Source organism: Streptomyces sp. NPDC017940, assembly GCF_044328435.1.
Lineage (GTDB): Bacteria > Actinomycetota > Actinomycetes > Streptomycetales > Streptomycetaceae > Streptomyces.
Genome location: NZ_JBIRHJ010000003.1, coordinates 545,085 through 568,361, shown reverse-complemented (window position 1 = coordinate 568,361; position 23,277 = coordinate 545,085). Strand labels below are relative to the sequence as shown.

Sequence of the window (23,277 nt, the reverse complement as noted above, 5' to 3'; positions counted from 1 at the left end):
CGCCCCGTTCGCGCGGCCGAGGCGCCCCGCTCCCGCGGCCGACCCCGCGAGCACCTCCCCGGGGAACGAGCCACCCCTCCCGGGGAACGATTCACCCCTCCCGGAGAGCGACTCCCGGGCCCGCAGCCGAAAGACCCCGGGGACCGACTCCCCACCCCCCAGCCGAAAAGATCAGGGCCACACCGCGGGTGCGGCGCGGGCCCCTTTCCTTCAGTGTCCGAGGAGAGTGCGCCATCGACGCGTCCACCAGCCCTCCGCCCACCGACCGCACGACGGCCTGCGCCGTCGAACTCAGCGGCATCACCAAGCGGTTCCCCGGTGTCGTGGCCAACCACGACATCCATCTGAGCGTCCGCAAGGGCACCGTGCACGCCCTCGTCGGCGAGAACGGCGCCGGCAAGTCGACCCTGATGAAGATCCTCTACGGCATGCAGAAGCCGGACGAGGGCACCATCGCCGTCGACGGGACCCAGGTGTCCTTCACCAGCCCCGCCGACGCCATCGCGCTCGGCATCGGCATGGTCCACCAGCACTTCATGCTGGCCGACCAGCTGACGGTCCTGGAGAACATCGTGCTCGGCAGCGAGAAGCCGCACGGCATCGGTGCCAGGGCCCGCCGCCGGATCACCGAGATCTCCGACCGCTACGGCCTCGGCGTGCGGCCCGACGCCTACGTCGAGGACCTCGGCGTCGCCGACCGCCAGCGCGTGGAGATCCTCAAGGTCCTCTACCGCGGCGCCACCACCCTCATCCTCGACGAGCCGACCGCCGTCCTGGTGCCGCAGGAGGTCGACGCGCTCTTCGACAACCTGCGCGAGCTCAAGTCCGAGGGCCTGTCCGTCATCTTCATCTCGCACAAGCTGGGCGAGGTCCTCTCCGTGGCCGACGACATCACCGTCATCCGGCGCGGTACGACGGTGGGCACCGCGATCCCCTCCGAGACCACCCCGCGCCAGCTCGCCGAGCTGATGGTGGGCAGCGAGCTGCCGACGCCGGAGACCGCCGAGTCGACGGTCACCGACCGGCCGATGATCGAGGTCGACGGCCTCAAGCTGCTCGCCGATGGCGGCTCGGGCCGGGCTGTGCTCGACGACATCTCCTTCACCATCCACGAGGGCGAGGTCCTCGGCCTCGCGGGCGTGGAGGGCAACGGCCAGACCGAACTCATCGACGCCCTCATCGGCCTCAAGCACGCCGACTCCGGCGCCATCCGGATGGCGGGCGAGGACATCACCGACCGGTCGACCCGCAGCCGCCGCGAGGACGGCATCGGCTACATCCCCGAGGACAGGCACCGCCACGGCCTGCTCCTGGAGTCCCCCCTCTGGGAGAACCGCATCCTCGGCCATGTCACCGAGCGGCCCAACTCGCGCGGCAAGGGCGGCTTCCTCCTCGACATCAAGGGCGCGCAGGCCGACACCCGGCGCATCGTCGAGGAGTACGACGTCCGCACCCCCGGCATCGACGTCACCGCGGCCTCGCTGTCCGGCGGCAACCAGCAGAAGCTGATCGTCGGCCGCGAGATGAGCCACAAGCCGCGCTTCCTCATCGCCGCCCACCCCACGCGCGGCGTGGACGTCGGCGCGCAGGCGCAGATCTGGGACCAGATCCGCGCGGCGCGCCGCGAAGGCCTCGCGGTGCTCCTGATCTCCGCCGACCTGGACGAGCTGATCGGCCTCTCCGACACCCTGCGGGTGATCTACCGGGGCCGTCTGGTCGCGGACGCCGACCCCGCCTCGGTCACACCGGAGGAGCTCGGCTCGGCGATGACGGGCGCGGCGTCCGGCCACCTGGAACACGTCGACGAGGACACCGGCGAGGCCGCAGGGAACGCCGTCGAGGACACCGGCGAGGCCGCAGGGAACGCCGTCGAGGATTCCGGCGAGGCCGCCGGGAACGCCGTCGACGTACGAGAAGAAGCCGCCCCGGAGGACGAGGCCCGATGAAGAAGTTCGACAAGGAGCGCCTGCTCCTCGCGGTGGCGGGACCGGTCATCGCGCTCGTCGCGGCCATGGTGCTGACCTCGGTCGTCCTGGTCGCCTCCGGCAAGAGCCCGGTCGAGCCGTACAGCCTGATGTTCGAGCAGGCGACGTTCTCCGACGTCCAGGTGCTCATCATCAACGAGGCCGGGATGTACTACCTGGCGGCGCTCGCCGTCGCCGTCGGGTTCCGGATGAACCTGTTCAACATCGGGGTGGACGGCCAGTACCGGCTCGCCGCGATGGTCACCGCCGTCGTCGGCGCCCACGTCTCGCTGCCCGCCGGGCTCCAGATCCCGCTCCTCATCGTGGTCGCCATGCTCACCGGCGCCTTCTGGGCGGGCATCGCGGGCATCCTGAAGACCACCCGGGGTGTCAGCGAGGTCGTCTCGACGATCATGCTGAACGCCATCGCGACGAGCGTCATCGCCTACCTCACGCTCGACGAGAACTTCGGCGTCCCCGTCGGCAACAACAACACCACCGGTGTCATGCACGAGTCCGGCTGGTTCCCCGGCATCGACATGGGGGAGTCCGGCGAGATCTACGGCTTCGTCATCGTCGCCGCGCTCGCGGGCGTCCTGTACTGGCTGGTCCTCAACCGCACCCGCTTCGGCTTCGACCTGCGCGCCACCGGCGCGTCACCGTCCGCCGCCGCGGCCTCCGGTGTCGACGCCAAGCGCATGATGTTCACCGCCATGCTCGTCTCCGGCGCGGTCGCGGGCCTCGCGGGCATGCCGATCCTGCTCGGCGACGTCCACACGTACAGCCTGAGCTTCCCGACCGGACTCGGCTTCACCGGTATCGGCATCGCCCTGCTCGGCCGCAACAACCCGGTCGGCATCGCCCTCGCCTCGCTGCTGTGGGCCTTCCTCGTCAAGGCGTCCCAGGCGCTCGACTACAAGGGGTACGACAAGGAGATCGCGGTCATCATGCAGGGCCTGATCGTGATCGCGGTCGTCGTCTCCTACGAGGCCGTACGCCGCTGGGGCCTGAGCCGCCAGCAGCAGCGGGTCGGTGAGGAACTCGCCGCCGCGGCGCGCGCCGGCAAGAGCAACGGCAACAACGACTCCGTGAAGGAGGTGGCTGCCCGATGAGTACGGCAACCGTCACCAAGGCCGCGCAGGCCGAGCCCGCCCCGGGCCGCCGCCGCGTCTCGCTGCCCGTCCTGCTCCTGATCATCGCGGGCGTCCTCGTACTGACCTCCGTGGTCCGCCTGATCACCGACGCCCACGGCATCACCTCCACCGGCCAGGTGTCCGGCGCCCTGCGCCTTGCCGTGCCGATCGGCCTCGCCGGTCTCGGCGGACTGTGGGCCGAGCGCGCGGGCGTGGTCAACATCGGCCTCGAGGGCATGATGATCCTCGGCACCTGGTTCGGCGCCTGGGCGGGCTTCCAGTGGGGGCCGTGGGTGGGCATCGTCTTCGGTGTCCTCGGCGGCGCGCTCGGCGGTCTGCTGCACGCGATCGTCACAGTCACCTTCAACGTCAACCACATCGTCTCCGGTGTGGCCCTGAACATCCTGGCCCTCGGCACCACGCGCTACCTGTCCACCTTCGCCTTCGAGGGCGAGGAGGGCGGCACGTCGAAGCAGTCGCCGGGCGTCGAATCGCTCGGCAAGTTCTCGGTCCCCGGCTTCTCCGACTGGCTCCAGGACCTCAACGACAAGCACTGGTTCCTGGTCTCCGACCTCGCTGGCCTGCTCGGCGGGCTGCTCACCGACGTCTCCCCGCTCACCCTCATCGCCGTCGCGATGGTGCCGCTGAGCTGGTTCGTCCTGTGGCGCACCGCCTTCGGCCTGCGGCTGCGCTCCTGCGGCGAGAACCCGATCGCGGCGGAGTCGCTCGGCGTCAACGTCTACAAGTACAAGTACCTGGCGGTCATGATCTCCGGCGGCCTCGCGGGCCTCGGCGGCGCGTTCCTGTCCCTGGTGGCCTCCAACATCTATCTGGAGGGCCAGACCGGCAACCGCGGCTACATCGGCCTCGCCGCCATGATCTTCGGCAACTGGATGCCCGGCGGCCTCGCGCTCGGTGCCGGTCTGTTCGGTTACACCGACAGCCTGAAACTGCGGGGCGGCGGCACCAATGTCCACGCCCTGCTGCTTCTCATCGCCATCCTTCTCGTCATCGGTGCGGTCTACCTGATCTGGCGCAAGCGCTATGTCCCCGCGGTGATCACCGCGGCGGTCTCGGCGCTGACGTTCCTCTGGTACGCCCTCACCGACGAGGTGCCGAACCAGGTCGTGACGGCGACGCCGTACGTCGTCACGCTCCTCGTGCTCTCGCTCTCCGCCCAGCGGCTGCGGATGCCGAAGGCGGACGGGATGCCGTACCGGAAGGGACAAGGGAAATGAGCACAGCCGCGGAGGTCGACTGGGACGAGCTGCGGGATGCCGCGCGCGAGGCCATGTCCCGTGCGTACGCGCCCTACTCGAACTTCCCGGTCGGCGCCGCGGCCCGCGTCGACGACGGCCGCACCGTCACCGGCTGCAACGTCGAGAACGCCTCCTACGGCCTCGGCCTGTGCGCCGAGTGCGGCCTCGTCTCCCAGCTCCGGCTCACCGGCGGCGGCCGTCTGACGCACTTCACCTGCGTCGACGGCAAGGGCGACATCCTGATGCCGTGCGGTCGCTGCCGTCAGCTCCTGTACGAGTTCGGGGGTGCGGCCCTCCTCCTGGAGACGTCGTCGGGGGTGCGGTCACTCGGCGACATGCTGCCGGACGCGTTCGGGCCCGAGCACCTGAACTGACCCCAACCGGCCAAGGCCCCCGCCGTGTTGGCGGGGGCCTTGCCCGTCCCCTCGCTCTATGCGCGTAGAGTCGCGAGCGACGCAGGCCGGTCACTGACGACCGCCACCGCATGAAGGGATCTCTGCCATGGACGTCATCTCCGTCATCCGTACGAAGCGGGACCGGGGCGAGCTGAGCGACGAGCAGATCGACTGGGTCATCGACGCCTACACCCGCGGAGCCGTGGCCGACGAGCAGATGTCGGCCCTGGCGATGGCGATCCTCCTCAACGGCATGGACCGCCGCGAGATCGCCACCTGGACGGCGGCGATGATCGCTTCCGGCGAGCGCATGGACTTCTCGTCCCTCGCCCGCCCCACCGCCGACAAGCACTCCACGGGCGGCGTCGGTGACAAGATCACGCTTCCGCTCGCGCCCCTGGTGGCGGCCTGCGGCGCGGCCGTCCCGCAGCTCTCCGGGCGCGGCCTCGGCCACACCGGCGGCACCCTGGACAAGCTGGAGTCGATCCCCGGCTGGCGCGCCCTGCTGTCCAACGAGGAGATGCTGGCCGTCCTGAACGGCGCGGGCTCCGTCATCTGCGCGGCGGGCGACGGCCTCGCCCCCGCCGACAAGAAGCTCTACGCCCTGCGCGACGTGACGGGAACGGTCGAGGCGATCCCCCTCATCGCGTCCTCCATCATGTCCAAGAAGATCGCCGAGGGTACGGGTTCCCTGGTCCTGGACGTGAAGGTCGGCACCGGCGCGTTCATGAAGACCCTCGACGACGCGCGTGAGCTGGCCGCCACCATGGTGGGCCTCGGCACCGACCACGGCGTCCGCACGGTCGCCCTGCTCACGGACATGTCGACGCCGCTCGGCCTGACCGCGGGCAACGCCCTTGAGGTCCGCGAGTCCGTCGAGGTCCTGGCGGGCGGCGGCCCCGCCGACGTCGTCGACCTGACCCTGGCCCTCGCCCGCGAGATGCTCGCCGCCGCGGGCCTGCCGGACGCCGACCCCGCGAAGGCCCTCGCGGACGGCTCCGCGATGGACGTCTGGCGCCGGATGATCACCGCCCAGGGCGGCGACCCGGACGCGGCGCTGCCCGTGGCCCGCGAGACCCATGTCGTCACGGCCCCCTCGTCCGGGGTCCTGACCCGCCTGGACGCGTACGACGTCGGCGTCGCCGCGTGGCGCCTCGGCGCGGGGCGGGCCCGCAAGGAGGACCCCGTGCAGGCGGGCGCCGGCGTCGAACTCCACGCCAAGCCGGGCGACTCCGTCGAGGCGGGGGCGCCGCTGCTCACCCTGCACACGGACACCCCCGAGCGGTTCGCGTACGCCCTGAAGTCCCTTGAGTCCGCGTACGACGTCTCCCCGGCCGGCACGGAGTTCACGCCCCGTCCGATCGTCCTGGAGCGCGTCTCCCCGTGACCGCACGCCCCCTCCCGGCAGAGGCTCGGCCCAGCCCGGGAGATTCCAGCCCGTCCGGCGTTTGAGGACGAGCGCGGAGCGCGATCGGCGGCGGTCCGGGTCCGGGGCGGGGTCCGGACCGTAGGGGTCCAGGTCCTCGGGGGTCCAGGGGGCACGGCCCCACGGTTTTTCTGAAGGGGCGGTTGGGGGGCGAAGTTCACTCCGGCAGCAACCGCCCCCGCCGCCCCAGCAGGAACTTCTTGAACGCCGCCACCGGGGCCGTGTCCGGGTGCCCCTCCAGCCAGGCGACGCCGATCTCCCGTACGGCCCGCTGCCCGGTGACGGTGAGTTCGACGACGCCGGGCCGGGCGACGGCGGGCGGCGGCAGCAGCGCCACCCCGAGCCCCGCCGCCACGAGCCCGCGCAGCGTCTCCGCCTCCTCGCCCTCGAAGGCGACGCGCGGCCTGAACCCCGCCTCGGCGCACAGGTCGTCGGTGATGCGCCGCAGCCCGTACCCGGGCTCCAGCGTCACGAACGCCTCCTCGGCGGCCTCGGCGAGCCGCACGCGCTTGCGGGTGGCGAGGCGGTGGTCGTCGGGGACGACGAGGCGCAGCCGCTGCTCGTCGAGGCGCCGGGCGACGAGGCCGGGCGCGTCCGGGACCGGGGACGTCAGACACAGGTCGAGGTCCCCGGCCCGCAGCCGTTCGAGCATGGCCTCGCCGTAGTTCTGCACGAGGCTGAACCGGACCCGGGGGTGATCCACGCGGAAGGCGCGGATGAGACCGGGGACGGTCTCGGACCCCATGGTGTGCAGAAAGCCGAACGCCACCTTCCCCGTGGCCGGGTCCGCGTCGGCCCGGACGGACTCCGCGGCCCGCCCCACCTCCGCGAGCGCCCGCTCGGCCGACGCGAGGAAGGTGCGGCCCGCGGGCGTCAGCGACACCGTGCGGCCGTGCCGGGCGAACAGGTCGACGCCCAGGTCCCCTTCGAGCCTGACGAGGGCGCGCGAGAGCGTCGACTGCGGCACCCCCAACTCCCGCGCGGCCCGCGTGACGTGCTCGGTACGGGCCACCCCGGCGAAGTACGCGAGCCGCGGCGCGAGCAGCCGCACGATGTGATCTGTGTCCTGCGTGTCACTGTTCCGCGACAGGCGAGCTTCTGGCCTCTGCTGATGCTGCATGGGAACGATTATGGCGATTCCATGCATTGGACGCATGAGAATCATGGCCGTACGTTCGTGGCATGCCTCCTGCCAGTAGCGGGGCGACCGCGAGCCACGCGGTCGCCCTCACTCCGTCGTCCCCCGATCCCCGTCCCACCGCCACGTCCACCGCATCCGCTGCCGCCCACGACACGCGTCACGACACGCTTCACGACACGCGCACGGCACCGGGAGGCCCAGGCTTCCGCCGGATGAGCTTCGCCCTGTTCCTCGCGGGCATGGCCGCCTTCGCGCTCCTGTACTCCACCCAGGCCCTGCTCCCGCTGCTCTCCGCCGACCTCGGCGCGAGCGCGTCCACGGCCAGCTGGACGGTGTCCGCCGCGACCGGCGCGCTCGCCCTGTTCGTGCTCCCGCTGAGCGCCCTGTCGGAGCGGTACGGGCGCCGGACGCTGATGACGGCCTCGCTGGGCGTCGCCGTCGCGGTGGGCCTGCTCGTACCGTTCGCGCCGTCGGTGGGGGCGCTCATCGTGCTGCGCGCCGTGCAGGGCGCCGCACTCGCGGGCCTCCCGGCGTCCGCGATGGCCTACCTCGCGGAGGAGGTGCGCCCCAAGGCGCTGGTGGCCGCGATCGGCATGTTCGTCGCGGGCAACTCCATCGGCGGCATGAGCGGCCGCATCGTCACCGGCTGGGCCGCGCAGGCCTGGGGCTGGCGCTGGGCCGTCGGCGTGGTCGGCCTGCTCGCGCTCGTCTGCGCACTCGCCTTCCGCGCGCTGCTGCCCGCCCCGCGCCACTTCACACCGGGCACCCTCAGCCCCAAGTCCCTCGGCCGCACCGTCCGTTCCCACCTGTCGAACCCGCTCCTGTGCCGTCTCTACGCCATCGGCGCGCTGTTCATGACCGTCTTCGGCGCGGTCTACACGGTGATCGGCTACCGCCTCACCGAGGCGCCCTTCTCCCTCCCGCAGGGCGTCATCGGCTCGATCTTCCTGGTCTACCTCGTCGGTACGGCGTCCTCGGCCGCCGCCGGCAGGCTCGTGCACCGGCTCGGCAGGCGCGGCGCCCTCTATCTGGCCGTGAGCACCACTGCGGGCGGCCTGCTCCTGTCCCTGTCCGACTCCCTGGCGACGGTCCTGCTCGGCCTGGTCCTGATCACGGCGGGCTTCTTCGCGGGCCACGCGGTCGCGTCCTCGTCGGTGAGCCGCACGGCCACCACCGGTCGCGCCCAGGCCTCCGCGCTCTACCAGTCCGCCTACTACGTGGGTTCCAGCGCGGGCGGCACGCTCGGCGCCATGGCCTTCCACGCGGGCGGCTGGGGCGGCACGGTCGGCCTCGGCGTCCTCGCCGTCGTCGGCGTCGTGTCGATCACGCTGTACGGGAGCCGCGCGGCGCGCGCGGAACGGCTCCCGGCGCGCACCGCTTAACACAACTGACCCGCTGAACTGCCCTTTTCACCGCTCCGCAGGCCATTGTCAGTGGGCTGCGGTAGCTTCCGAGGTGCTGGGAACTTCCGCAGCCGCTACGACACGGGCGCACATGGGCACGCAGAGGCACAGGGGTGGGTTGGGATGAGTGACAGCGCGACGGTGGAACTGGACGCGAGCCTGGAGAAGCACCGCACCGAGCTGACGGGTTACTGCTATCGGATGCTGGGCTCCGCCTTCGAGGCGGAGGACGCCGTGCAGGACACGATGGTCCGCGCCTGGCGCAGCTTCGACAAGTTCGAGGGCCGCTCCAGCCTCCGCTCCTGGCTGTACCGCATCGCGACGAACGTCTGCCTGGACATGCTGAACGCGGGCAACCGCCGCGCCCGCCCCATGGACCTCACCGCCTCGACCCCCCTGGCGCAGGCGGCCCTCACCCCCCGAGCGGACAACGTCTGGCTCGAGCCGATACCGGACGGCCGGGTCCTGCCCACGGTCGCCGACCCCGCCGAGGCCGCCGTCGCCAAGGAGTCCGTGCGCCTCGCCTTCGTCGCCGCCCTCCAGCAATTGCCCGCCAAGCAGCGTGCGGTGCTCATCCTGCGCGAGGTCCTCGCGTGGAGGGCGAGCGAGGTCGCCGACCTGCTCGGTACGACGGTCGCCTCGGTCAACAGCGCCCTCCAGCGCGCCCGCGCCACCCTCGCCGAGCGCCCCGCCGACGACACGGCGACCTCCGACCCGCTCGACGACGAGCAGCAGAAGCTCCTCGACCGCTACGTCAAGGCCTTCGAGGGCTATGACATGGCGGCCCTCACGGCCCTCCTTCACGAGGACGCCGTGATGACGATGCCCCCCTTCGACCTGTGGCTGCGCGGCCCGCAGGACATCACGGGCTTCATGTCGACCATCGGCGCGGCCTGCGAGGGCTCCCGCCTCCTTCCGGTCGCGGTCAACGGCACCCCGGGCTTCGCGCAGTACAAGCCCGACCCGGACAAGGGTGGCTACGCGCCCTGGGCGATCCAGGTCATCGAGATCTCAGCGGGCCGGGTCGCCGGATTCCACTGCTTCCTCGACACCCAGCGGTGGTTCCCGCTCTTCGGGGTGCCGCTCCACCTCGACGCATAGCTCCGCGAGGCCGACGAGTCCGAGCAGTGCCCACAGGGCCGGGGTGGGGTCCCGCAACCGCAGCCCCACCCCCGCCCCGCGGGCGGCCAGCCGCAGCCGCGCCACGGCCTCCACGGTGCCGAGGTCGGCGGTGGTGATCCCGCCGACGTCGCAGATCACCTCGCCGGTGCCGGGTGCGCGCGCGGCGGCGCACAGGTCGGCGACGAGCCGGGGAATGTCGTCCTTGCGGACGGGCCCCGTCACGACCAGGACATTCGGCGCATGCACTTCGGAGACAGCCACACCAGGGGGACCCCGCCCACACCCGGAACTCATCGGTGCCCCCCACCCTTTCCCCCCGCCCCCTCACCCGCGCCCCCGCGCCACACCGCAGCCGCCACGCCCTGCCGACCCCCGAGGGCGACACACCGCCCGGGGGACGAGGCCGCAGGCCGACCGTCCCGACGGTGCCGGTCCACATCCAGCCCGTCCGGCGTTTGAGGACGAGGCCGCAGGCCGACGGTCCTGATGGTGCCGGTCCACATCCAGCCCGTCCGGCGTTTGAGGACGAGGCCGCAGGCCGATCGACGGCAAGTCACCCGCCCCCGCAGGGACGCAGCCCCGCCCCACACGGAAACACAACCCCGGCAGGGGACCGCGGCCTCAGCGCAGAGACTTACCGAACCCCGCGGCCAGCGGCATGCGCAACCCCAGCGGAGGCGGCGCAGCCAACGCGTCCTCCACCGGCCGCGCCAGCGGATGCCCGAACAACGACCCCTGGACGAAGTTCGCCGCGAGGGCCAGCACCTCCGCATGGTGCTGACTGAGCCGGTGCCCATCGGAGTGCACCTCGAACCGGCACACGTCCCGGTTCACCTTCTTCGCCCGCGCGGCGAGCCGGAAGGACAACTCGGGATCGGTCCGCTCGTCATTGGTGCCGTGCACCACAAGCACCCGCCGCCCCACGAGCTGCTTGACGGGCTCGGGCGGCGCGGCCACGTCCTCCTCGGGCAGCCAAGGGGCAAGGGCCACCACGGACTCGACCGCGGTGTGACCGGCGGCCCGCAACGCGGCACGCCCGCCCATGTCGACCCCGGCCAAGCACACCGGCACGTCCCCGTAGCGGCGCACGACCTCGTCGGCCGCCCACTGGGCGTCCCGCGCGAGCTGCGCCTCCGCGCCGTTCCAGCCGCCCACGCGGTAGTGCACGGTGTGCACCGCGAGCCCGTCGTCCCGGCCCGCCCGGGCGAGCCCGCGCCCGAGCGAACGCACCGCCGCGGTGGCGAGCAGGGAGGGCTTGCGGGCGGAGGTCTCGTGGCCGCCGGGCAACAGGAGCGCCACCGCGCTCACCGTCGAGGGGCGCGTGCCCACCACACGCCCGAGCCTGGCCGTACGCACGGGACGGGACGTCGCTTGCTGTGCCATGGCAGAACAGTGTCAGAAGTCAGGGTGAGTGCCACCTGTCCGCAGGGTCACTGTTACGTATCGACCAGTGAGATCTACGCGCGTAGGCGCTACAGTGCCGAGATGACGAGCCAGACCAGCAAGATCAGCGCAGCGGGCGGCCCCACGAGCCGCGCGAGTCACCCCGGCACCCCCGGACCGGAGCAGATCCGGCGCGCCCCGAAGGTCCTCCTCCACGACCACCTCGACGGCGGCCTGCGCCCCGGCACCATCGTCGACCTGGCCCGGGAGAACGGCTATGCGGGCCTGCCCGAGACCGACCCCGACAAGCTCGGCGTCTGGTTCCGCGAGGCGGCCGACTCGGGCTCCCTGGAGCGGTACCTGGAGACCTTCGCCCACACCTGCGCCGTCATGCAGACCCGCGACGCCCTCTTCCGCGTCGCCGCCGAGTGCGCCGAGGACCTGGCCGAGGACGGCGTCGTCTACGCCGAGATCCGCTACGCCCCCGAGCAGCACCTGGAGGCGGGACTCACCCTCGAAGAGGTCGTCGAGGCCGTGAACGACGGCTTCCGCGAGGGCGAGCGCCGGGCCAGGGAGAACGGCCACCGCATCCGCGTGGGCGCGCTGCTCACCGCCATGCGGCACGCCGCCCGCGCCCTGGAGATCGCCGAACTCGCCAACCGCTACCGAGACCTGGGCGTCGTCGGCTTCGACATCGCGGGCGCGGAGGCGGGCTTCCCTCCCACCCGCCACCTCGACGCCTTCGAGTACCTGAAGCGGGAGAACAACCACTTCACCATCCACGCCGGTGAGGCCTTCGGCCTGCCCTCGATCTGGCAGGCGCTCCAGTGGTGCGGCGCCGACCGGCTCGGCCACGGCGTGCGCATCATCGACGACATCGAGGTCGGCGACGACGGCACGGTCCAGCTCGGCAGGCTCGCGTCGTACGTACGCGACAAGCGCATCCCGCTCGAACTGTGCCCCAGCTCCAATTTGCAGACGGGCGCGGCGGCCTCGTACGAGGACCACCCCATCGGCCTGCTGCGCAAGCTGCACTTCCGGGCGACGGTGAACACCGACAACCGGCTGATGTCGGGCACCAGCATGAGCCGCGAGTTCGCGCACCTGGTCGACACCTTCGGCTACACGCTCGACGACATGCAGTGGTTCACCGTCAATGCGATGAAGTCGGCGTTCATCCCTTTCGATGAAAGGCTGGCCATGATCAATGACGTCATCAAGCCCGGTTATGCCGAACTGAAGTCCGAGTGGCTGTTCCGTCAGACCGCTTCGACCAGCGGATCCTTCGTCTCCTGACCGGCGGGACTACGCCGAAGGGACGGCCGGGGACACGAAACCCCGGCCGTTTTCGGATGTTTGCGGGGTGACCTTGAGGGTGTTTACGGTCGAGCACCGCTCAACGCCCTCGTCATCAAGGACGCATTGAAGATGAAGCAGTCTGCTGCCAAGACCCTCGGTGTCGCCGCTCTCGGTGCCGCCTTCGCCGCCACGGGCGCCGGTGCGGCCCAAGCGGCCTCGGCCGTGCCGGATGCCGCGGGGACCGTTGCCGCGGTGACCTCGGCGGCCCCGGTCGGCGAGCTCGCCGAGACCCTGCCCGACGGCGCGCCCGAGTCGATCGCCGCCGGCCGGAGCGCGCTCGGCACCAGCCTGACCGCCGTGCAGCCCACCATCGACCAGATGGTGCCGCTCCCCGACGACGAAGGCGGACACGGGGGCACCGCCGGCAAGGCGGTGAAGGGCACCAAGCCCGCTCCGCAGCCGGCCGCGGACCCGGTCTCCGGCCTCCTCGGGGGCCTCCCGGTCCAGCAGGTCCTGGCCAACAACGCCCTGCCCACGGGCGGTCTGCCCCTCAAGGCGCTGCCGACGCAGGCGCTCCTGGCGCAGGGCCTGCCGACGGGCGCGCTCGGAGCCACGCCGCTCCTCTGAGGCATACGCGGCCCGGCGCAGCCGCGCCAACGACGGGGCGCCCCCGCACCGGGGAGCGCCCCGTCGGCGTTCCGCGACGGGCCCGGCGCAGGCCGGACCGCGACCGCCGTCACCAGGCCGTCTTCGTCCGGTTCTCGACGGGCAGCAGGATCCACAGCGCGATGTAGAGCAGGAACTGGGGTCCCGGCAGCAGACAGGACACGACGAACACGACACGCATGGTCGTGGCGGACCAGCCGACGCGGCGGGCGAGGGCGGCGCACACGCCGCCGATCATGCGGCCTTCGGTGGGGCGGGCAAGGGCGGACATGGAGGCTCCTTCGCGGGTCGAATCGGTGGGCGGGAGGCGGCCCGGCCGCCGTCCCCATGACTCCACTGACCCCAAGGTAGGACCACGAAACGGGCAAAGCGTCGGGCTAGGGGGCGACGCCGACCCTGGGAATCTTCGGGGTCGGCCCCTGAGAGGGCTCCTGGCTGCGGCGGGCCACAACCGGTGGCCGCCCGCCCCCGCCCCGCCTGCGCCGCAGCCTGGCCCGTACGGCGGGCACGACGGCCAGATGTGCCAGTGCGACGCCGAGGGTGTTCAACAGCAGCGAGTCGACGTCGACCACCTGCCCCGGCACCCCGGTCTGCAACAGCTCGATGCCCAGCGAGAGCAGCGCGCCCACGGCGACCGTGCGCGCGAGCGAAGCCAGCGGCGAGACGGTGAGCCGCCCCCCGGCCAGCGGCAGCAGCACCCCGAGCGGCGCAAGGAGCAGCAGCGCCCCGCCGATCTGCCGGGCCGCCTGCTCCGGGCCGCGCTCCAGGTCCGCCCTGATGCCGGCGAGGGGTTCCAGGTTCGCCGCGCTCACCCAGGGCACGTCCAGCGGGCGCAGCGTGATCCACGCGACGACCAGGAAGTGCGCGGCGAGGAGTATCCCTCCCACCGCGCGAAAGCGAATGGCGGCTCCGCGCCCGCCCGAGCCTTGACGCACGCACCCCAAGACGCCGGGCGCGGCGGGATCGGTTCCGTAACGCCCCTTCCGCTTCTCGAAGGGGCGCTGCCCCGCGTGCTCGCGGGCGGGGCTACCGCTCCACCGTCTGCGACGGCGGCGGCACCGTACCGGGCCGGGAACGCACCGCCTGCGTGCACTCGTAGCGCAGCAGCGGGGTGCCGGCCGGGCCGCCGATGACGACCGTGCCGTCGCTGTCCGCGACCGCGCCGTCCGCGTAGGTGCACACGATCTGCGCGAGCGCCAGGGACGACAGGTCCTCGGGGCGGATGCTCAGCCGCAGCGCCACGTCCGGGTCACCGCGCTGGGGCCCGGACACGGTGAGGCCGCGGCGTACGTCGGTGGCGTACCCGGCCTGCTTGGCGGCCTGGGACGGCGGCGCGGACAGCTCGTCGAGGAGCGTCTGCGCGATGCGGACCCGGTCCGTCGAGACCTTCTCGGTGGGGATCCGCACCGTCCGGTCGACGGTCACCAGCTGGGACGCGCACACCAGGAAGATCTGTACGGGTACGCCCGTGGCCCCGTCCTGCGCCGAGATGCCCGAGCCCGATGCCACGCACGGCACCCGTGAGGGCGCGGGGCCGAAGTCCGTGGGCACCTCCGTGGAGCGGATGCCGCAGCCGCCGAGCGCGGCCGCGGCCACGGTGGTGGCGAGCGCGGCGCGCAGCCGTCGCCCGGTCATGACGTCTCCCTGCCTTCCTCGGGGCGGTCCCCGTCCGGGCCCCCGTCGGCCTCCGGGTCGCCCGCGCTGTCCGGCCCGGGACCGGCCGTCAGCGGCGAGGGGTCCCTGGGCAGGCACAGCGTGAACACCGCGCCCCCGCCCGGGGAGTTCGCCGCGGTGATCTCACCCCCGTGGATATGGGCGTTCTCCAGGGCGATGGAGAGTCCGAGCCCGCTGCCCTCCGAGCGCGGCCGGGACGCGCTGGCCTTGTAGAAGCGGTCGAAGACGTGCGGCAGGACGTCCTCGGGAATGCCGGGGCCGCCGTCCCGTACGGCGATGAGCAGGCTCTCGCCGTCCAGGCGCACCGACACCTTCACCGGGGAACCGCCGTGCTTGAGGGCGTTGCCGATGAGGTTGGCGAGGATGACGTCGAGGCGGCGCGGGTCGAGGCGGACGGTGATGCCGCGCTCGGCGTCCAGCTCGACGGCGTCGAGCCAGGCGCGGGCGTCGATGCAGGCGGTGATCTGGTCGGCGATGTCGACGTCGTCCAGGACGAGCCGCGCGGTGCCCGCGTCGAAGCGGGTGACCTCCATCAGATTCTCGACCAGGTCGTTCAGGCGCCGGGTCTCGCTGACCACGAGGCGCACCGCGGGCTCGATCATCGGGTCCACGGAGCCGGTCTCCGCGTCCAGCTCCTCCTCCAGGACCTCCGTCACCGCGGTGATCGCGGTCAGCGGGGTGCGCAGCTCGTGCGACATGTCCGCCACGAAGCGGCGGCTCGCCTCGTCGCGGGCGCTCATGTCCGCGACCTTCTTCTCCAGGTTCTCCGCCGTACGGTTGAACGTCCGGGACAGGTCCGCGAGTTCGTCGGTGCCCGACACGCGCAGGCGGGTGTCCAGCTTGCCCTCACCGAGCCTGCGCGCGGCGACCCCCAGGCGGTGCACGGGCTTCAGCACGGTCGTGGCGGCCGCCTGGGCGAGCAGCGCGGCGCCGACGAGGGCGAGGGCCGTGGCGATGGCCAGGGACCAGCCGAGCGAGCTGAGGTCCTTGGCCTCCGGTTCGAGCGACTTGAGCATGTAGCCCGTGGGGCCGCCGCCGATCACCTTCGCCCCGCCCACCAGGTACGGCGTGCCGCCGTCGGTGCTGCGCTGCCAGTACAGGTGGTACGGGCTCCGGTTGCCGGAGGAGACCGCCTGCTGCTTCTTGACCGCGTCCCGCAGGGCCTCCGGCACCTTGGCGAGGGTGAAGCCGTCCAGGTCGGAGTACCCGTACACCCGCTTGCCCGAGGCGTCCTCACCGATCAGGAGCACGCTGTAGCGCTGGCTGCTCGTCGCCATCTGACCGGCGGCGACCTGGAGTTCGTCCTGGGTGGCGTGGGGCGGCAGGGCGCCCGCGCGGGCCTGGAGCTGCTGCCGGAAGTCCTTGAGCGCCGCGTCCTGGGCGCGCGTGAGGACGGCCTCGCGGTTGAGCCAGTACGCGATGCCGGACGCGGACACGGCCGCGGTCAGCGCCACCAGGGCGAAGACCACCACCAGACGCAGCCGCAGGCTGGTGAGGCGCAGCCCCGACTGGATCGCCCTGCGGGCCGCGGGCAGGCCGTGGAGCGTGTCGTGCGCTTTGGTCACTGAGGCGTGTCCAGCCGGTATCCCACACCACGCACCGTACGGATCAGCGTCGGCGAGGACGGCACGTCCTCCACCTTCGCGCGCAGCCGCTGCACACAGGCGTCGACGAGCCGCGAGTCACCGAGGTAGTCGTGCTCCCACACCAGGCGGAGCAGCTGCTGGCGGGACAGGGCCTGGCCGGGCCTGCGGCTCAGCTCCAGGAGCAGCCGCAGCTCGGTGGGCGTCAGCTGGAGGTCCTCGCCGTTCTTCGTCACCGTCATCGCCGCCCGGTCGATCACCAGCGAACCGAACGTCGCGGCGTCGTTGGCCTCCCGCTCGCCCCGGCGCAGGACCGCGCGGATACGAGCGTCGAGCACCCGCCCCTGCACGGGCTTGACCACGTAGTCGTCGGCGCCGGACTCCAGGCCGACCACCACGTCGATGTCGTCGCTGCGCGCGGTCAGCAGGATGATCGGCAGCTGGTCGGTGCGCCGGATGCGGCGGCACACCTCGAAACCGTCGATGCCGGGCAGCATCACATCCAGCACGATCAGGTCGGGACGCTGCTCACCGAGCAGCTTCAGACCGTCCTCGCCGGTGGCAGCGGTGGCCACCCGGTGGCCCTGGCGCGTCAGCGAAAGCTCCAGGGCCGTCCGGATGGCGTCGTCGTCCTCGATCAGCAACAGGGAAGGCACGAACGTCATTCTGTCCCATGGCGCGGGCCCAGTTCGACTGTTGGCCCGCGTCTCACACCGCACCCACACGAGTCAGTGGGGCTCCCACCGGGCCACGGGCGCGCCACGAGCCCTGTTGCAGGCCTGTGACAGACGGCGGACAACGCCATGAAGTGCCTCCGGCAGAGTTCTGGTCACACGGAAATCCCAGACTCCACGACGGGGGGCGCGAGATGAACACGCTGCACAGCACCAGCTCAAGCGCAGTTGTCACGCGTCTGCACGACGTCGGCAGGAGCTCGGAGAAGCACGAGAAGTCCGGTGCCGTGAGCGGGCGGGGGTGCGCTCGCGGCACCGGGCGTCAGCACACCACGTACATGACGGTGGTTGACGCACTGAAGGGCGGCAATGACGGGGGAGCCGCGTACAGGGAGGCCTCGGGGGAGCGGACGCGGCCCCGGACGGGCAGCGAGGACGCCGAAGCGGCGTTCACCGCCTACGTCCAGGAGCGCCGTGCCTCTCTGTACGCAACCGCCTACCACCTGACCGGTGACCGCTTCGAGGCCGAGGACCTGTTGCAGAGCGCGCTGTTCTCGACCTACCGGGCCTGGGACCGGATCAGCGACAAGGCCGCCGTCGGCGGCTATCTGCGGCGCACGATGACGAACCTGCACATCAGCGCCTGGCGGCGCCGCAAGCTCAACGAGTACCCGACCGAGGAACTGCCGGAGACGGTGGGCGACACGGACGCGATGCGCGGCACCGAGCTGCGCGCGGTCCTGTGGCAGGCCCTGGCCCGGCTGCCCGAGCTCCAGCGCACCATGCTGGTCCTTCGCTACTACGAGGGCCGCACGGACCCGGAGATCGCGGACATCCTCGACATCAGTGTGGGCACGGTGAAGTCCAGCATCTGGCGGTCGCTCCGCCGGCTGCGTGAGGACGAGGTCCTCAGCTTCGGCCGTGACCAGGAGGAGTCCTTCGGCGAACTGGTCGCCTGAGGACGGGGGGACCGTCGCTTCGGGGGAGGCGGCGGGAGCAGGAGTGGGGCCCGCGGGGGAACCGGGGGGTTCGGGGCCTCACGCCAGGGGGGACACGGGGGAAGCACGGGGGTACGGGCAGCGGGACCGGAGGGCCGGGGGGTCTTTCCGGGCCCGCTGTTTTTTGTACGGGTGCCGCGTACGGGTGCCGCGTACGGGTGCCGCGTACGGGTGCCGCGTACGGGCCCCGCGTCCGGATCAGGCGGCCGTCGCGCGGGCCTTGGCGCAGCGGCCCGCGGCGGCGTCCGTGAGGCGGCCGAGGGCCTCGTCCTTGCCGCAGGCGTGCGCGCCGAGCGCCGTCTGGCGGGCCACGATGGAGCGCTCCGCGCGCATCAGGCGCCAGCCGCGGCGCAGCAGGAACGGCACGGACTTGCGGCCCTCACGCAGATCGCGCAGGAGCCTGCGGCGGAACGTCGTCGAGGGGCGCCCGCGCAGACAGATCGCGTCCGCGAGGACACCCATCGCACGGCAGCGCTCCACGATGTCGGCGGCGAAGATGCCCTCCGCGATGAACAGCGGCGTGCGCTCGATGTCGAGCGCCTCCTCACCGACCCGCGAGCTCGTCGCGATGTCGTACACCGGGACCCGGGTGCGGCCCGTGCGGCACAGCTCGTCGATCGCGGCGAGGGCGACGTCCGCGTCCCAGGACAGCGGCGAGTCCCAGTCGATGTCCGACGTGCCGGGGACCTGGGGGAGCGAGGAGTCGGTGCACTCCTTGTAGAAGTCGTCGAGGCACAGCACGGGCAGCCCCGAGCGGGCCGCGAACGACGACTTGCCCGAGCCGGAGGGACCGGTGAGCAGCACGACGCGGGTGGGTATCGGGGGATGGGAACCCAATTCTGTGAACCTTCTCACCAGGGATAATGCCGACGGGACGGGGGTCGCTGCCGCTTCCCCGAGGCCGGCCGCCGGCGGTGGTCCGGGTCATTATCAACCGGGGCTCCCGGGGTGCCCAGACCCGGGGCGGCGCGAATGTCCGCCGGGCCGGACCGGGCGCGTAGGAAGAAGGGGTACGGAGCGAAGCGGGTCTTTGATACGGACACCCGCGTCAACTACTCTTCGTGCACGCTCGATTACTGACGTATGTGCACAGAGGCGGTCTGATGGCTCGAAACCCTGCACGGCAAGCGGCGCGGCACCCGGCGCCGAAGAGTTTCTCCGCGTCCCGGGCGCTGCTGGGCGCGACGCTCACGCTGTCCGCGGCGGGGGCGGCCATCGGCCTCGGGGCGACGCCGGCGAGCGCCGGGGCGCCACCGGCCCCCGGCCTGGGGGCGATGGCCGGTGACGCGGGTGCGGCGGGCGTGGCCACGGCCGGGAACGCGCTGCTCAACGGGTTGCAGCGGGCCACGGTCGGCGGCCTCGGGCCCGTCAAGGACCTGCGGCTCAACCCGCTGGCCGGGACCGGCACGGATCCGCTCGACAACTCCGTGGGCACCCAGATCGCCGACTTCAAGCCGGTGTCCACGGCCGCGGTGACGAAGCCGCTGACGCAGGGCGGCTCGCCGGCGGAGCTGCCGGTGGTGGACAGGGTCATCGGGGCGCTGCCCGAATAGAGGGGGCGAAGGACTGCTGCCGCGGGGACGGGGCCCCGCGGCAGCGTGCTCAGTACGCGGAGCCCGAGGCGCCGAGCGAGCCGGTCGGGTGCCAGACCGTCTTGGTCTCCAGGAAGAACGTCAGCCGCCGGGTGCCGGGCGCGGCGGTGAAGTCCGCGTCGCCGTCCACAGCCTGTGGACGCAGTACGCGCTTCAGGTTGTCGGCCGCGGCGATGTGCAGCTCCTTCGCCAGGCCGGCGTCGGCGCCGGCCAGGTCGAGGCCGTTCACGTCCTGGTGGGCGGCGAGCGGCGGCGCGAGCTCGGCGGCCCTGCCACTGAGTACGTTGACGACGCCGCCCGGCAGGTCGGAGGTGGCCAGGACCTCCCCGAGGCTGAGAGCGGGCAGCGGTGCCTCCTCGGAGGCGATGACGACGGCCGTGTTGCCCGCCGCGATCACGGGGGCCACGACGGACACCAGGCCGAGGAAGGACGACTCGCGGGGCGCCACGACGGCGACGACACCGGTCGGCTCGGGCGTGGACAGGTTGAGGAACGGCCCCGCGACCGGGTTCGCCCCTCCCGCCACCTGGGCGATCTTGTCCGTCCAGCCCGCGTACCAGACCCAGCGGTCCACGGCCGCGTCCACGACCGCGGCGGCCTTCGACTTCGAGAGGCCCTCCGCGTCCGCGACCTCACGGACGAACTGCTCGCGGCGGCCCTCCAGCATCTCCGCGACGCGGTAGAGCACCTGACCGCGGTTGTACGCGGTCGCCCCCGCCCACCCGCCGAACGCCTTGCGCGCGGCGACGACCGCGTCACGGGCGTCCTTGCGGGAGGACAGCGGAGCGTTGGCGAGCCACTTGCCCTTGAGGTCGGTCACCTCGTACACCCGCCCACTCTCGGACCGCGGGAACTTGCCGCCCACGTACAGCTTGTAGGTCTTCAGGACACTGAGACGCGCGTCAGACATCGAGGTAAGCCTCCAGGCCGTGGCGACCGCCCTCGCGGCCGAAGCCCGACTCCTTGTAGCCGCCGAAGGGCGAGGTCGGGTCGAACTTGTTGAACGTGTTGGCCCAGACGACCCCGGCGCGGAGCTTATTGGCGACGGCGAGGATGCGCGAGCCCTTCTCCGTCCAGATGCCGGCCGAGAGCCCGTACTGCGTGTTGTTGGCCTTGGCGACGGCTTCGTCGGGCGTACGGAACGTCAGGACCGAGAGCACGGGGCCGAAGATCTCGTCCCGGGCGACGGTGTGCGCCTGGGTGACGTTGGTGAACAGGGTGGGCGCGAACCAGTAGCCGGAGCTCGGCAGCTCGCAGGGGGCGCTCCAGCGCTCGGCGCCCTCGGCCTCGCCGGTGTCGGCGAGGGCGGTGATGCGGGCGAGCTGCTCGGCGGAGTTGATGGCGCCGATGTCGGTGTTCTTGTCCAGCGGGTCACCGAGCCGCAGCGTCGACAGGCGACGCTTCAGGGCATCGAGCACCTCGTCCTGGACGGACTCCTGCACGAGGAGGCGCGAACCGGCGCAGCAGACCTGCCCCTGGTTGAAGAAGATGCCGGTCACGATGCCTTCGACGGCCTGGTCGATCGGGGCGTCGTCGAAGACGATGTTCGCGCCCTTGCCGCCGAGCTCCAGGGTGAGCTTCTTGTCGGTGCCAGCGACCGTGCGGGCGATCTGCTTGCCGACGGCGGTGGAGCCGGTGAAGGCGACCTTGTTCACGTCCGGGTGGGCGACGAGAGCGGCGCCCGCGTCCCCGTACCCCGGCAGGATGTTGACGACGCCCCTGGGCAGCCCCGCCTGACGGCAGATGTCGGCGAAGAAGAGGGCGGACAGCGGAGTGGTCTCGGCGGGCTTGAGGACCACGGTGTTGCCGGTGGCGAGCGCGGGGGCGATCTTCCAGGCCAGCATGAGGAGCGGGAAGTTCCACGGGATGACCTGCCCGGCGACGCCGAGCGCCCGCGGATCGGCCCCGTACCCCGCGTGGTCGAGCTTGTCGGCCCAGCCCGCGTAGTAGAAGAAGTGGGCGGCGACCAGGGGGAGGTCCGCGTCGCGGGTCTCCTTGATGGGCTTGCCGTTGTCGAGGGTCTCCAGGACCGCGAGCTCACGGCTGCGTTCCTGGATGATGCGGGCGATCCGGAACAGGTACTTGCCGCGCTCGGCGCCCGGCAGGGCGGACCACTTCTCGAAGGCCTTGCGGGCGGCCCGCACCGCGCGGTCGACGTCGGCCTCACCGGCCTGGGCGACTTCGGAGAGGACTTCCTCGGTGGCCGGGGAGACGGTCTTGAAGACCTTTCCGTCGGCGGCGTCGGCGAACTCGCCGTCGATGAACAGGCCGTAGGACGGAGCGATGTCGACGACCGAACGGGACTCGGGCGCGGGCGCGTACTCAAAAATCGATGCCATGATCAGTCCACCGTCACGTAGTCAGGTCCGGAGTAGCGTCCGGTGGCCAGCTTCTGGCGCTGCATCAGCAGGTCGTTGAGCAGGCTGGAGGCGCCGAAGCGGAACCAGTGGTTGTCCAGCCAGTCCGCGCCCGCGGTCTCGTTGACCAGGACGAGGAACTTGAGGGCGTCCTTGGAGGTACGGATGCCGCCCGCGGGCTTCACGCCCACCTGGACGCCGGTCTGCGCGCGGAAGTCGCGGACGGCTTCCAGCATGAGCAGGGTGTTCGCGGGGGTCGCGTTCACTCCGACCTTGCCGGTCGAGGTCTTGATGAAGTCCGCGCCGGCGAGCATGCCGATCCAACTGGCGCGCCGGATGTTGTCGTACGTGGACAGCTCACCGGTCTCGAAGATGACCTTCAGGCGCGCCGACCCCGAGGCCTCCTTCACGGCGACGATCTCCTCGTACACCTTCATGTAGTCGCCCGCGAGGAAGGCGCCCCGGTCGATGACCATGTCGATCTCGTCCGCGCCGGCGGCGACGGCGTCGCGCACGTCGGCGAGCTTCACGCCGAGGGCGGCGCGGCCCGCCGGGAAGGCGGTCGCGACGGAGGCGACCTTCACGCCGCTGCCCGCGACGGCTTCCTTGGCCGTGGCCACCATGTCCGGGTACACACAGACCGCCGCCGTGCGCGGCGTGGAGCGGTCCGTCGGGTCCGGGTGCACGGCCTTGGCGCCGAGCGCGCGGACCTTGCCCGCGGTGTCGGCGCCTTCCAGGGTCGTCAGGTCGATCATGGAGATGGCCAGGTCGATGGCGTACGCCTTCGCCGTGGTCTTGATCGAACGCGTCCCGAGCGAGGCGGCGCGGGCCTCCAGGCCCACCGCGTCGACGCCCGGCAGGCCGTGCAGGAAGCGGCGCAGGGTGCTCGCCGACGCCGTTACGTCGGCGAGGGGGCGGGGGGTGGGGCCGCCCGCCTCGTCTGTCTCTGTGGATGGAGTCGTCCGCATGGTCACGAGGGGAGCATATCTACGCGCGTAGCGGCTTGTACAGAGCTTGCCCCTGGCACTCGGCGGTCGGCTGTGCCCCTCTCTCTCTGCGTGACCGGTACCCGGGGGGTGGGGTGTGCCCTTCCCCTTAGGTTCCGGTTACCCGGCGGTTGGGGCTGTGCCCACCCGTTCCGCCCCTGGCGGCCCAGTTGCCCACAGCGAGGGGGGCGGAGGCAGCTGCCCACGGCGGGGGCGGGAACC

23 protein-coding genes are annotated in these 23,277 nt (G+C 72.0%); 11 read left to right on the top strand and 12 right to left on the bottom strand.

Annotated features, from left to right (window positions below; all coding sequences use genetic code 11):
- The first annotated feature begins 170 nt into the window (after positions 1–170).
- The 5 genes from ACH4DX_RS12610 to ACH4DX_RS12590 all read left to right on the top strand — a co-directional run bounded on the left by ACH4DX_RS12610 (position 171) and on the right by ACH4DX_RS12590 (position 6,138).
- Positions 171–1,946, top strand: coding sequence for an ABC transporter ATP-binding protein (locus ACH4DX_RS12610; protein WP_398155265.1), 1,776 nt, complete (start codon positions 171–173; stop codon positions 1,944–1,946).
- A complete protein-coding gene (locus tag ACH4DX_RS12605; protein ID WP_398155040.1) occupies positions 1,943–3,076 on the top strand; it encodes an ABC transporter permease in 1,134 nt (377 codons plus the stop codon). The genes ACH4DX_RS12610 and ACH4DX_RS12605 overlap by 4 nt, the downstream gene beginning before the upstream one ends.
- Positions 3,073–4,335, top strand: a complete 1,263-nt coding sequence (locus ACH4DX_RS12600) for an ABC transporter permease (protein WP_398155039.1) — start codon at positions 3,073–3,075, stop codon at positions 4,333–4,335. The genes ACH4DX_RS12605 and ACH4DX_RS12600 overlap by 4 nt, the downstream gene beginning before the upstream one ends.
- A complete protein-coding gene (locus tag ACH4DX_RS12595; RefSeq protein WP_398122051.1) occupies positions 4,332–4,730 on the top strand; it encodes a cytidine deaminase in 399 nt (132 codons plus the stop codon). The genes ACH4DX_RS12600 and ACH4DX_RS12595 overlap by 4 nt, the downstream gene beginning before the upstream one ends.
- A 127-nt stretch (positions 4,731–4,857) precedes the next feature.
- Complete coding sequence (locus tag ACH4DX_RS12590) at positions 4,858–6,138, top strand: thymidine phosphorylase (protein WP_398155038.1); 1,281 nt, start codon at positions 4,858–4,860, stop codon at positions 6,136–6,138.
- A gap of 196 nt (positions 6,139–6,334) precedes the next feature.
- On the opposite strand, the gene ACH4DX_RS12585 is transcribed toward ACH4DX_RS12590, so the two are convergent.
- Positions 6,335–7,297 (bottom strand): LysR family transcriptional regulator, encoded by a 963-nt coding sequence (locus ACH4DX_RS12585; RefSeq protein WP_398122053.1) that lies wholly within the window; start codon positions 7,295–7,297, stop codon positions 6,335–6,337.
- Positions 7,298–7,359: 62 nt separating this feature from the next.
- Between ACH4DX_RS12585 and ACH4DX_RS12580 the strand changes: the two genes are divergently transcribed.
- Both ACH4DX_RS12580 and ACH4DX_RS12575 read left to right on the top strand, forming a co-directional pair.
- Positions 7,360–8,700 (top strand): MFS transporter, encoded by a 1,341-nt coding sequence (locus ACH4DX_RS12580; RefSeq protein WP_398122054.1) that lies wholly within the window; start codon positions 7,360–7,362, stop codon positions 8,698–8,700.
- 144 nt (positions 8,701–8,844) lie between these two features.
- Positions 8,845–9,822: a sigma-70 family RNA polymerase sigma factor gene (locus ACH4DX_RS12575; RefSeq protein WP_398122055.1), complete on the top strand. Its 978-nt coding sequence runs from the start codon at positions 8,845–8,847 to the stop codon at positions 9,820–9,822.
- Here ACH4DX_RS12575 and ACH4DX_RS12570 read toward each other — a convergent pair.
- Together ACH4DX_RS12570 and ACH4DX_RS12565 are read right to left on the bottom strand one after the other, a co-directional pair.
- Positions 9,733–10,065: an STAS domain-containing protein gene (locus ACH4DX_RS12570; RefSeq protein ID WP_398155037.1), complete on the bottom strand. Its 333-nt coding sequence runs from the start codon at positions 10,063–10,065 to the stop codon at positions 9,733–9,735. The genes ACH4DX_RS12575 and ACH4DX_RS12570 overlap by 90 nt on opposite strands.
- Before the next feature lie 399 nt (positions 10,066–10,464).
- Positions 10,465–11,226 (bottom strand): alpha/beta hydrolase, encoded by a 762-nt coding sequence (locus tag ACH4DX_RS12565; RefSeq protein ID WP_398122057.1) that lies wholly within the window; start codon positions 11,224–11,226, stop codon positions 10,465–10,467.
- Positions 11,227–11,328: 102 nt separating this feature from the next.
- On the opposite strand from ACH4DX_RS12565, the gene ACH4DX_RS12560 reads away from it, so the two are divergent.
- Positions 11,329–12,522 (top strand): adenosine deaminase, encoded by a 1,194-nt coding sequence (locus tag ACH4DX_RS12560; protein WP_398155036.1) that lies wholly within the window; start codon positions 11,329–11,331, stop codon positions 12,520–12,522.
- Between the two features lie 132 nt (positions 12,523–12,654).
- Positions 12,655–13,152, top strand: a complete 498-nt coding sequence (locus ACH4DX_RS12555; RefSeq protein WP_398155035.1) for an ATP-binding protein — start codon at positions 12,655–12,657, stop codon at positions 13,150–13,152.
- A gap of 109 nt (positions 13,153–13,261) precedes the next feature.
- On the opposite strand, the gene ACH4DX_RS12550 is transcribed toward ACH4DX_RS12555, so the two are convergent.
- The 5 genes from ACH4DX_RS12550 to afsQ1 form a co-directional block, all read right to left on the bottom strand.
- On the bottom strand, positions 13,262–13,462 hold the full coding sequence (locus ACH4DX_RS12550) for a PspC domain-containing protein (RefSeq protein ID WP_398122060.1): 201 nt from the start codon (positions 13,460–13,462) through the stop codon (positions 13,262–13,264).
- A gap of 106 nt (positions 13,463–13,568) precedes the next feature.
- Positions 13,569–14,078 (bottom strand): VanZ family protein, encoded by a 510-nt coding sequence (locus ACH4DX_RS12545; protein WP_398155034.1) that lies wholly within the window; start codon positions 14,076–14,078, stop codon positions 13,569–13,571.
- Positions 14,079–14,217: 139 nt separating this feature from the next.
- The gene (locus tag ACH4DX_RS12540) at positions 14,218–14,826 is read right to left on the bottom strand and encodes a hypothetical protein (protein ID WP_398155033.1); all 609 of its coding nucleotides are present in this window, start codon (positions 14,824–14,826) and stop codon (positions 14,218–14,220) included.
- Positions 14,823–16,430 carry an ATP-binding protein gene (locus ACH4DX_RS12535; RefSeq protein WP_398122063.1) on the bottom strand — a complete coding sequence of 536 codons (1,608 nt, stop codon included), beginning with the start codon at positions 16,428–16,430 and terminating at the stop codon, positions 14,823–14,825. The genes ACH4DX_RS12540 and ACH4DX_RS12535 overlap by 4 nt, the downstream gene beginning before the upstream one ends.
- A complete protein-coding gene (afsQ1, locus tag ACH4DX_RS12530; protein WP_030779097.1) occupies positions 16,427–17,104 on the bottom strand; it encodes a two-component system response regulator AfsQ1 in 678 nt (225 codons plus the stop codon). The genes ACH4DX_RS12535 and afsQ1 overlap by 4 nt, the downstream gene beginning before the upstream one ends.
- 212 nt (positions 17,105–17,316) lie before the next feature.
- Here afsQ1 and ACH4DX_RS12525 point away from each other — a divergent pair, with 212 nt between their 5' ends.
- A complete protein-coding gene (locus ACH4DX_RS12525) occupies positions 17,317–18,081 on the top strand; it encodes a SigE family RNA polymerase sigma factor (RefSeq protein ID WP_398155032.1) in 765 nt (254 codons plus the stop codon).
- A gap of 237 nt (positions 18,082–18,318) precedes the next feature.
- On the opposite strand, the gene ACH4DX_RS12520 is transcribed toward ACH4DX_RS12525, so the two are convergent.
- The gene (locus ACH4DX_RS12520) at positions 18,319–18,957 is read right to left on the bottom strand and encodes a uridine kinase (RefSeq protein WP_398122065.1); all 639 of its coding nucleotides are present in this window, start codon (positions 18,955–18,957) and stop codon (positions 18,319–18,321) included.
- Between the two features lie 266 nt (positions 18,958–19,223).
- On the opposite strand from ACH4DX_RS12520, the gene ACH4DX_RS12515 reads away from it, so the two are divergent.
- The gene (locus ACH4DX_RS12515; RefSeq protein WP_398155031.1) at positions 19,224–19,673 is read left to right on the top strand and encodes a hypothetical protein; all 450 of its coding nucleotides are present in this window, start codon (positions 19,224–19,226) and stop codon (positions 19,671–19,673) included.
- Between the two features lie 49 nt (positions 19,674–19,722).
- Here the strand turns inward: ACH4DX_RS12515 and ACH4DX_RS12510 are convergent, their stop codons facing one another.
- From ACH4DX_RS12510 to deoC, 3 genes are read right to left on the bottom strand one after another with little or no spacing between them, the layout of a single operon-like run.
- Entirely contained in the window at positions 19,723–20,622 is a 900-nt protein-coding gene (locus tag ACH4DX_RS12510) for an aldehyde dehydrogenase family protein (protein ID WP_398155030.1), read from the bottom strand.
- Positions 20,615–22,051, bottom strand: coding sequence for an aldehyde dehydrogenase family protein (locus ACH4DX_RS12505; RefSeq protein ID WP_398155029.1), 1,437 nt, complete (start codon positions 22,049–22,051; stop codon positions 20,615–20,617). The genes ACH4DX_RS12510 and ACH4DX_RS12505 overlap by 8 nt, the downstream gene beginning before the upstream one ends.
- Positions 22,052–22,053: 2 nt before the next feature.
- Positions 22,054–23,037 (bottom strand): deoxyribose-phosphate aldolase, encoded by a 984-nt coding sequence (gene deoC / locus ACH4DX_RS12500; RefSeq protein WP_398122097.1) that lies wholly within the window; start codon positions 23,035–23,037, stop codon positions 22,054–22,056.
- Positions 23,038–23,277 lie beyond the last annotated feature (240 nt).

Bases quoted from the DNA above. Each gene is read 5' to 3' on its own strand.
- ACH4DX_RS12590 (WP_398155038.1), top strand. From the start codon at position 4,858: ATGGACGTCATCTCCGTCATCCGTACGAAGCGGGACCGGGGCGAGCTG.
- ACH4DX_RS12505 (WP_398155029.1), bottom strand. From the start codon at position 22,051: ATGGCATCGATTTTTGAGTACGCGCCCGCGCCCGAGTCCCGTTCGGTC.
- ACH4DX_RS12585 (WP_398122053.1), bottom strand. From the start codon at position 7,297: ATGCAGCATCAGCAGAGGCCAGAAGCTCGCCTGTCGCGGAACAGTGAC.
- ACH4DX_RS12565 (WP_398122057.1), bottom strand. From the start codon at position 11,226: ATGGCACAGCAAGCGACGTCCCGTCCCGTGCGTACGGCCAGGCTCGGG.
- ACH4DX_RS12595 (WP_398122051.1), top strand. From the start codon at position 4,332: ATGAGCACAGCCGCGGAGGTCGACTGGGACGAGCTGCGGGATGCCGCG.
- ACH4DX_RS12510 (WP_398155030.1), bottom strand. From the start codon at position 20,622: ATGTCTGACGCGCGTCTCAGTGTCCTGAAGACCTACAAGCTGTACGTG.
- ACH4DX_RS12575 (WP_398122055.1), top strand. From the start codon at position 8,845: ATGAGTGACAGCGCGACGGTGGAACTGGACGCGAGCCTGGAGAAGCAC.
- ACH4DX_RS12600 (WP_398155039.1), top strand. From the start codon at position 3,073: ATGAGTACGGCAACCGTCACCAAGGCCGCGCAGGCCGAGCCCGCCCCG.
- ACH4DX_RS12515 (WP_398155031.1), top strand. From the start codon at position 19,224: ATGGCTCGAAACCCTGCACGGCAAGCGGCGCGGCACCCGGCGCCGAAG.
- ACH4DX_RS12580 (WP_398122054.1), top strand. From the start codon at position 7,360: ATGCCTCCTGCCAGTAGCGGGGCGACCGCGAGCCACGCGGTCGCCCTC.
- ACH4DX_RS12605 (WP_398155040.1), top strand. From the start codon at position 1,943: ATGAAGAAGTTCGACAAGGAGCGCCTGCTCCTCGCGGTGGCGGGACCG.
- ACH4DX_RS12550 (WP_398122060.1), bottom strand. From the start codon at position 13,462: ATGTCCGCCCTTGCCCGCCCCACCGAAGGCCGCATGATCGGCGGCGTG.
- ACH4DX_RS12525 (WP_398155032.1), top strand. From the start codon at position 17,317: ATGAACACGCTGCACAGCACCAGCTCAAGCGCAGTTGTCACGCGTCTG.
- ACH4DX_RS12540 (WP_398155033.1), bottom strand. From the start codon at position 14,826: ATGACCGGGCGACGGCTGCGCGCCGCGCTCGCCACCACCGTGGCCGCG.
- deoC (WP_398122097.1), bottom strand. From the start codon at position 23,037: ATGCGGACGACTCCATCCACAGAGACAGACGAGGCGGGCGGCCCCACC.
- ACH4DX_RS12555 (WP_398155035.1), top strand. From the start codon at position 12,655: ATGAAGCAGTCTGCTGCCAAGACCCTCGGTGTCGCCGCTCTCGGTGCC.
- ACH4DX_RS12560 (WP_398155036.1), top strand. From the start codon at position 11,329: ATGACGAGCCAGACCAGCAAGATCAGCGCAGCGGGCGGCCCCACGAGC.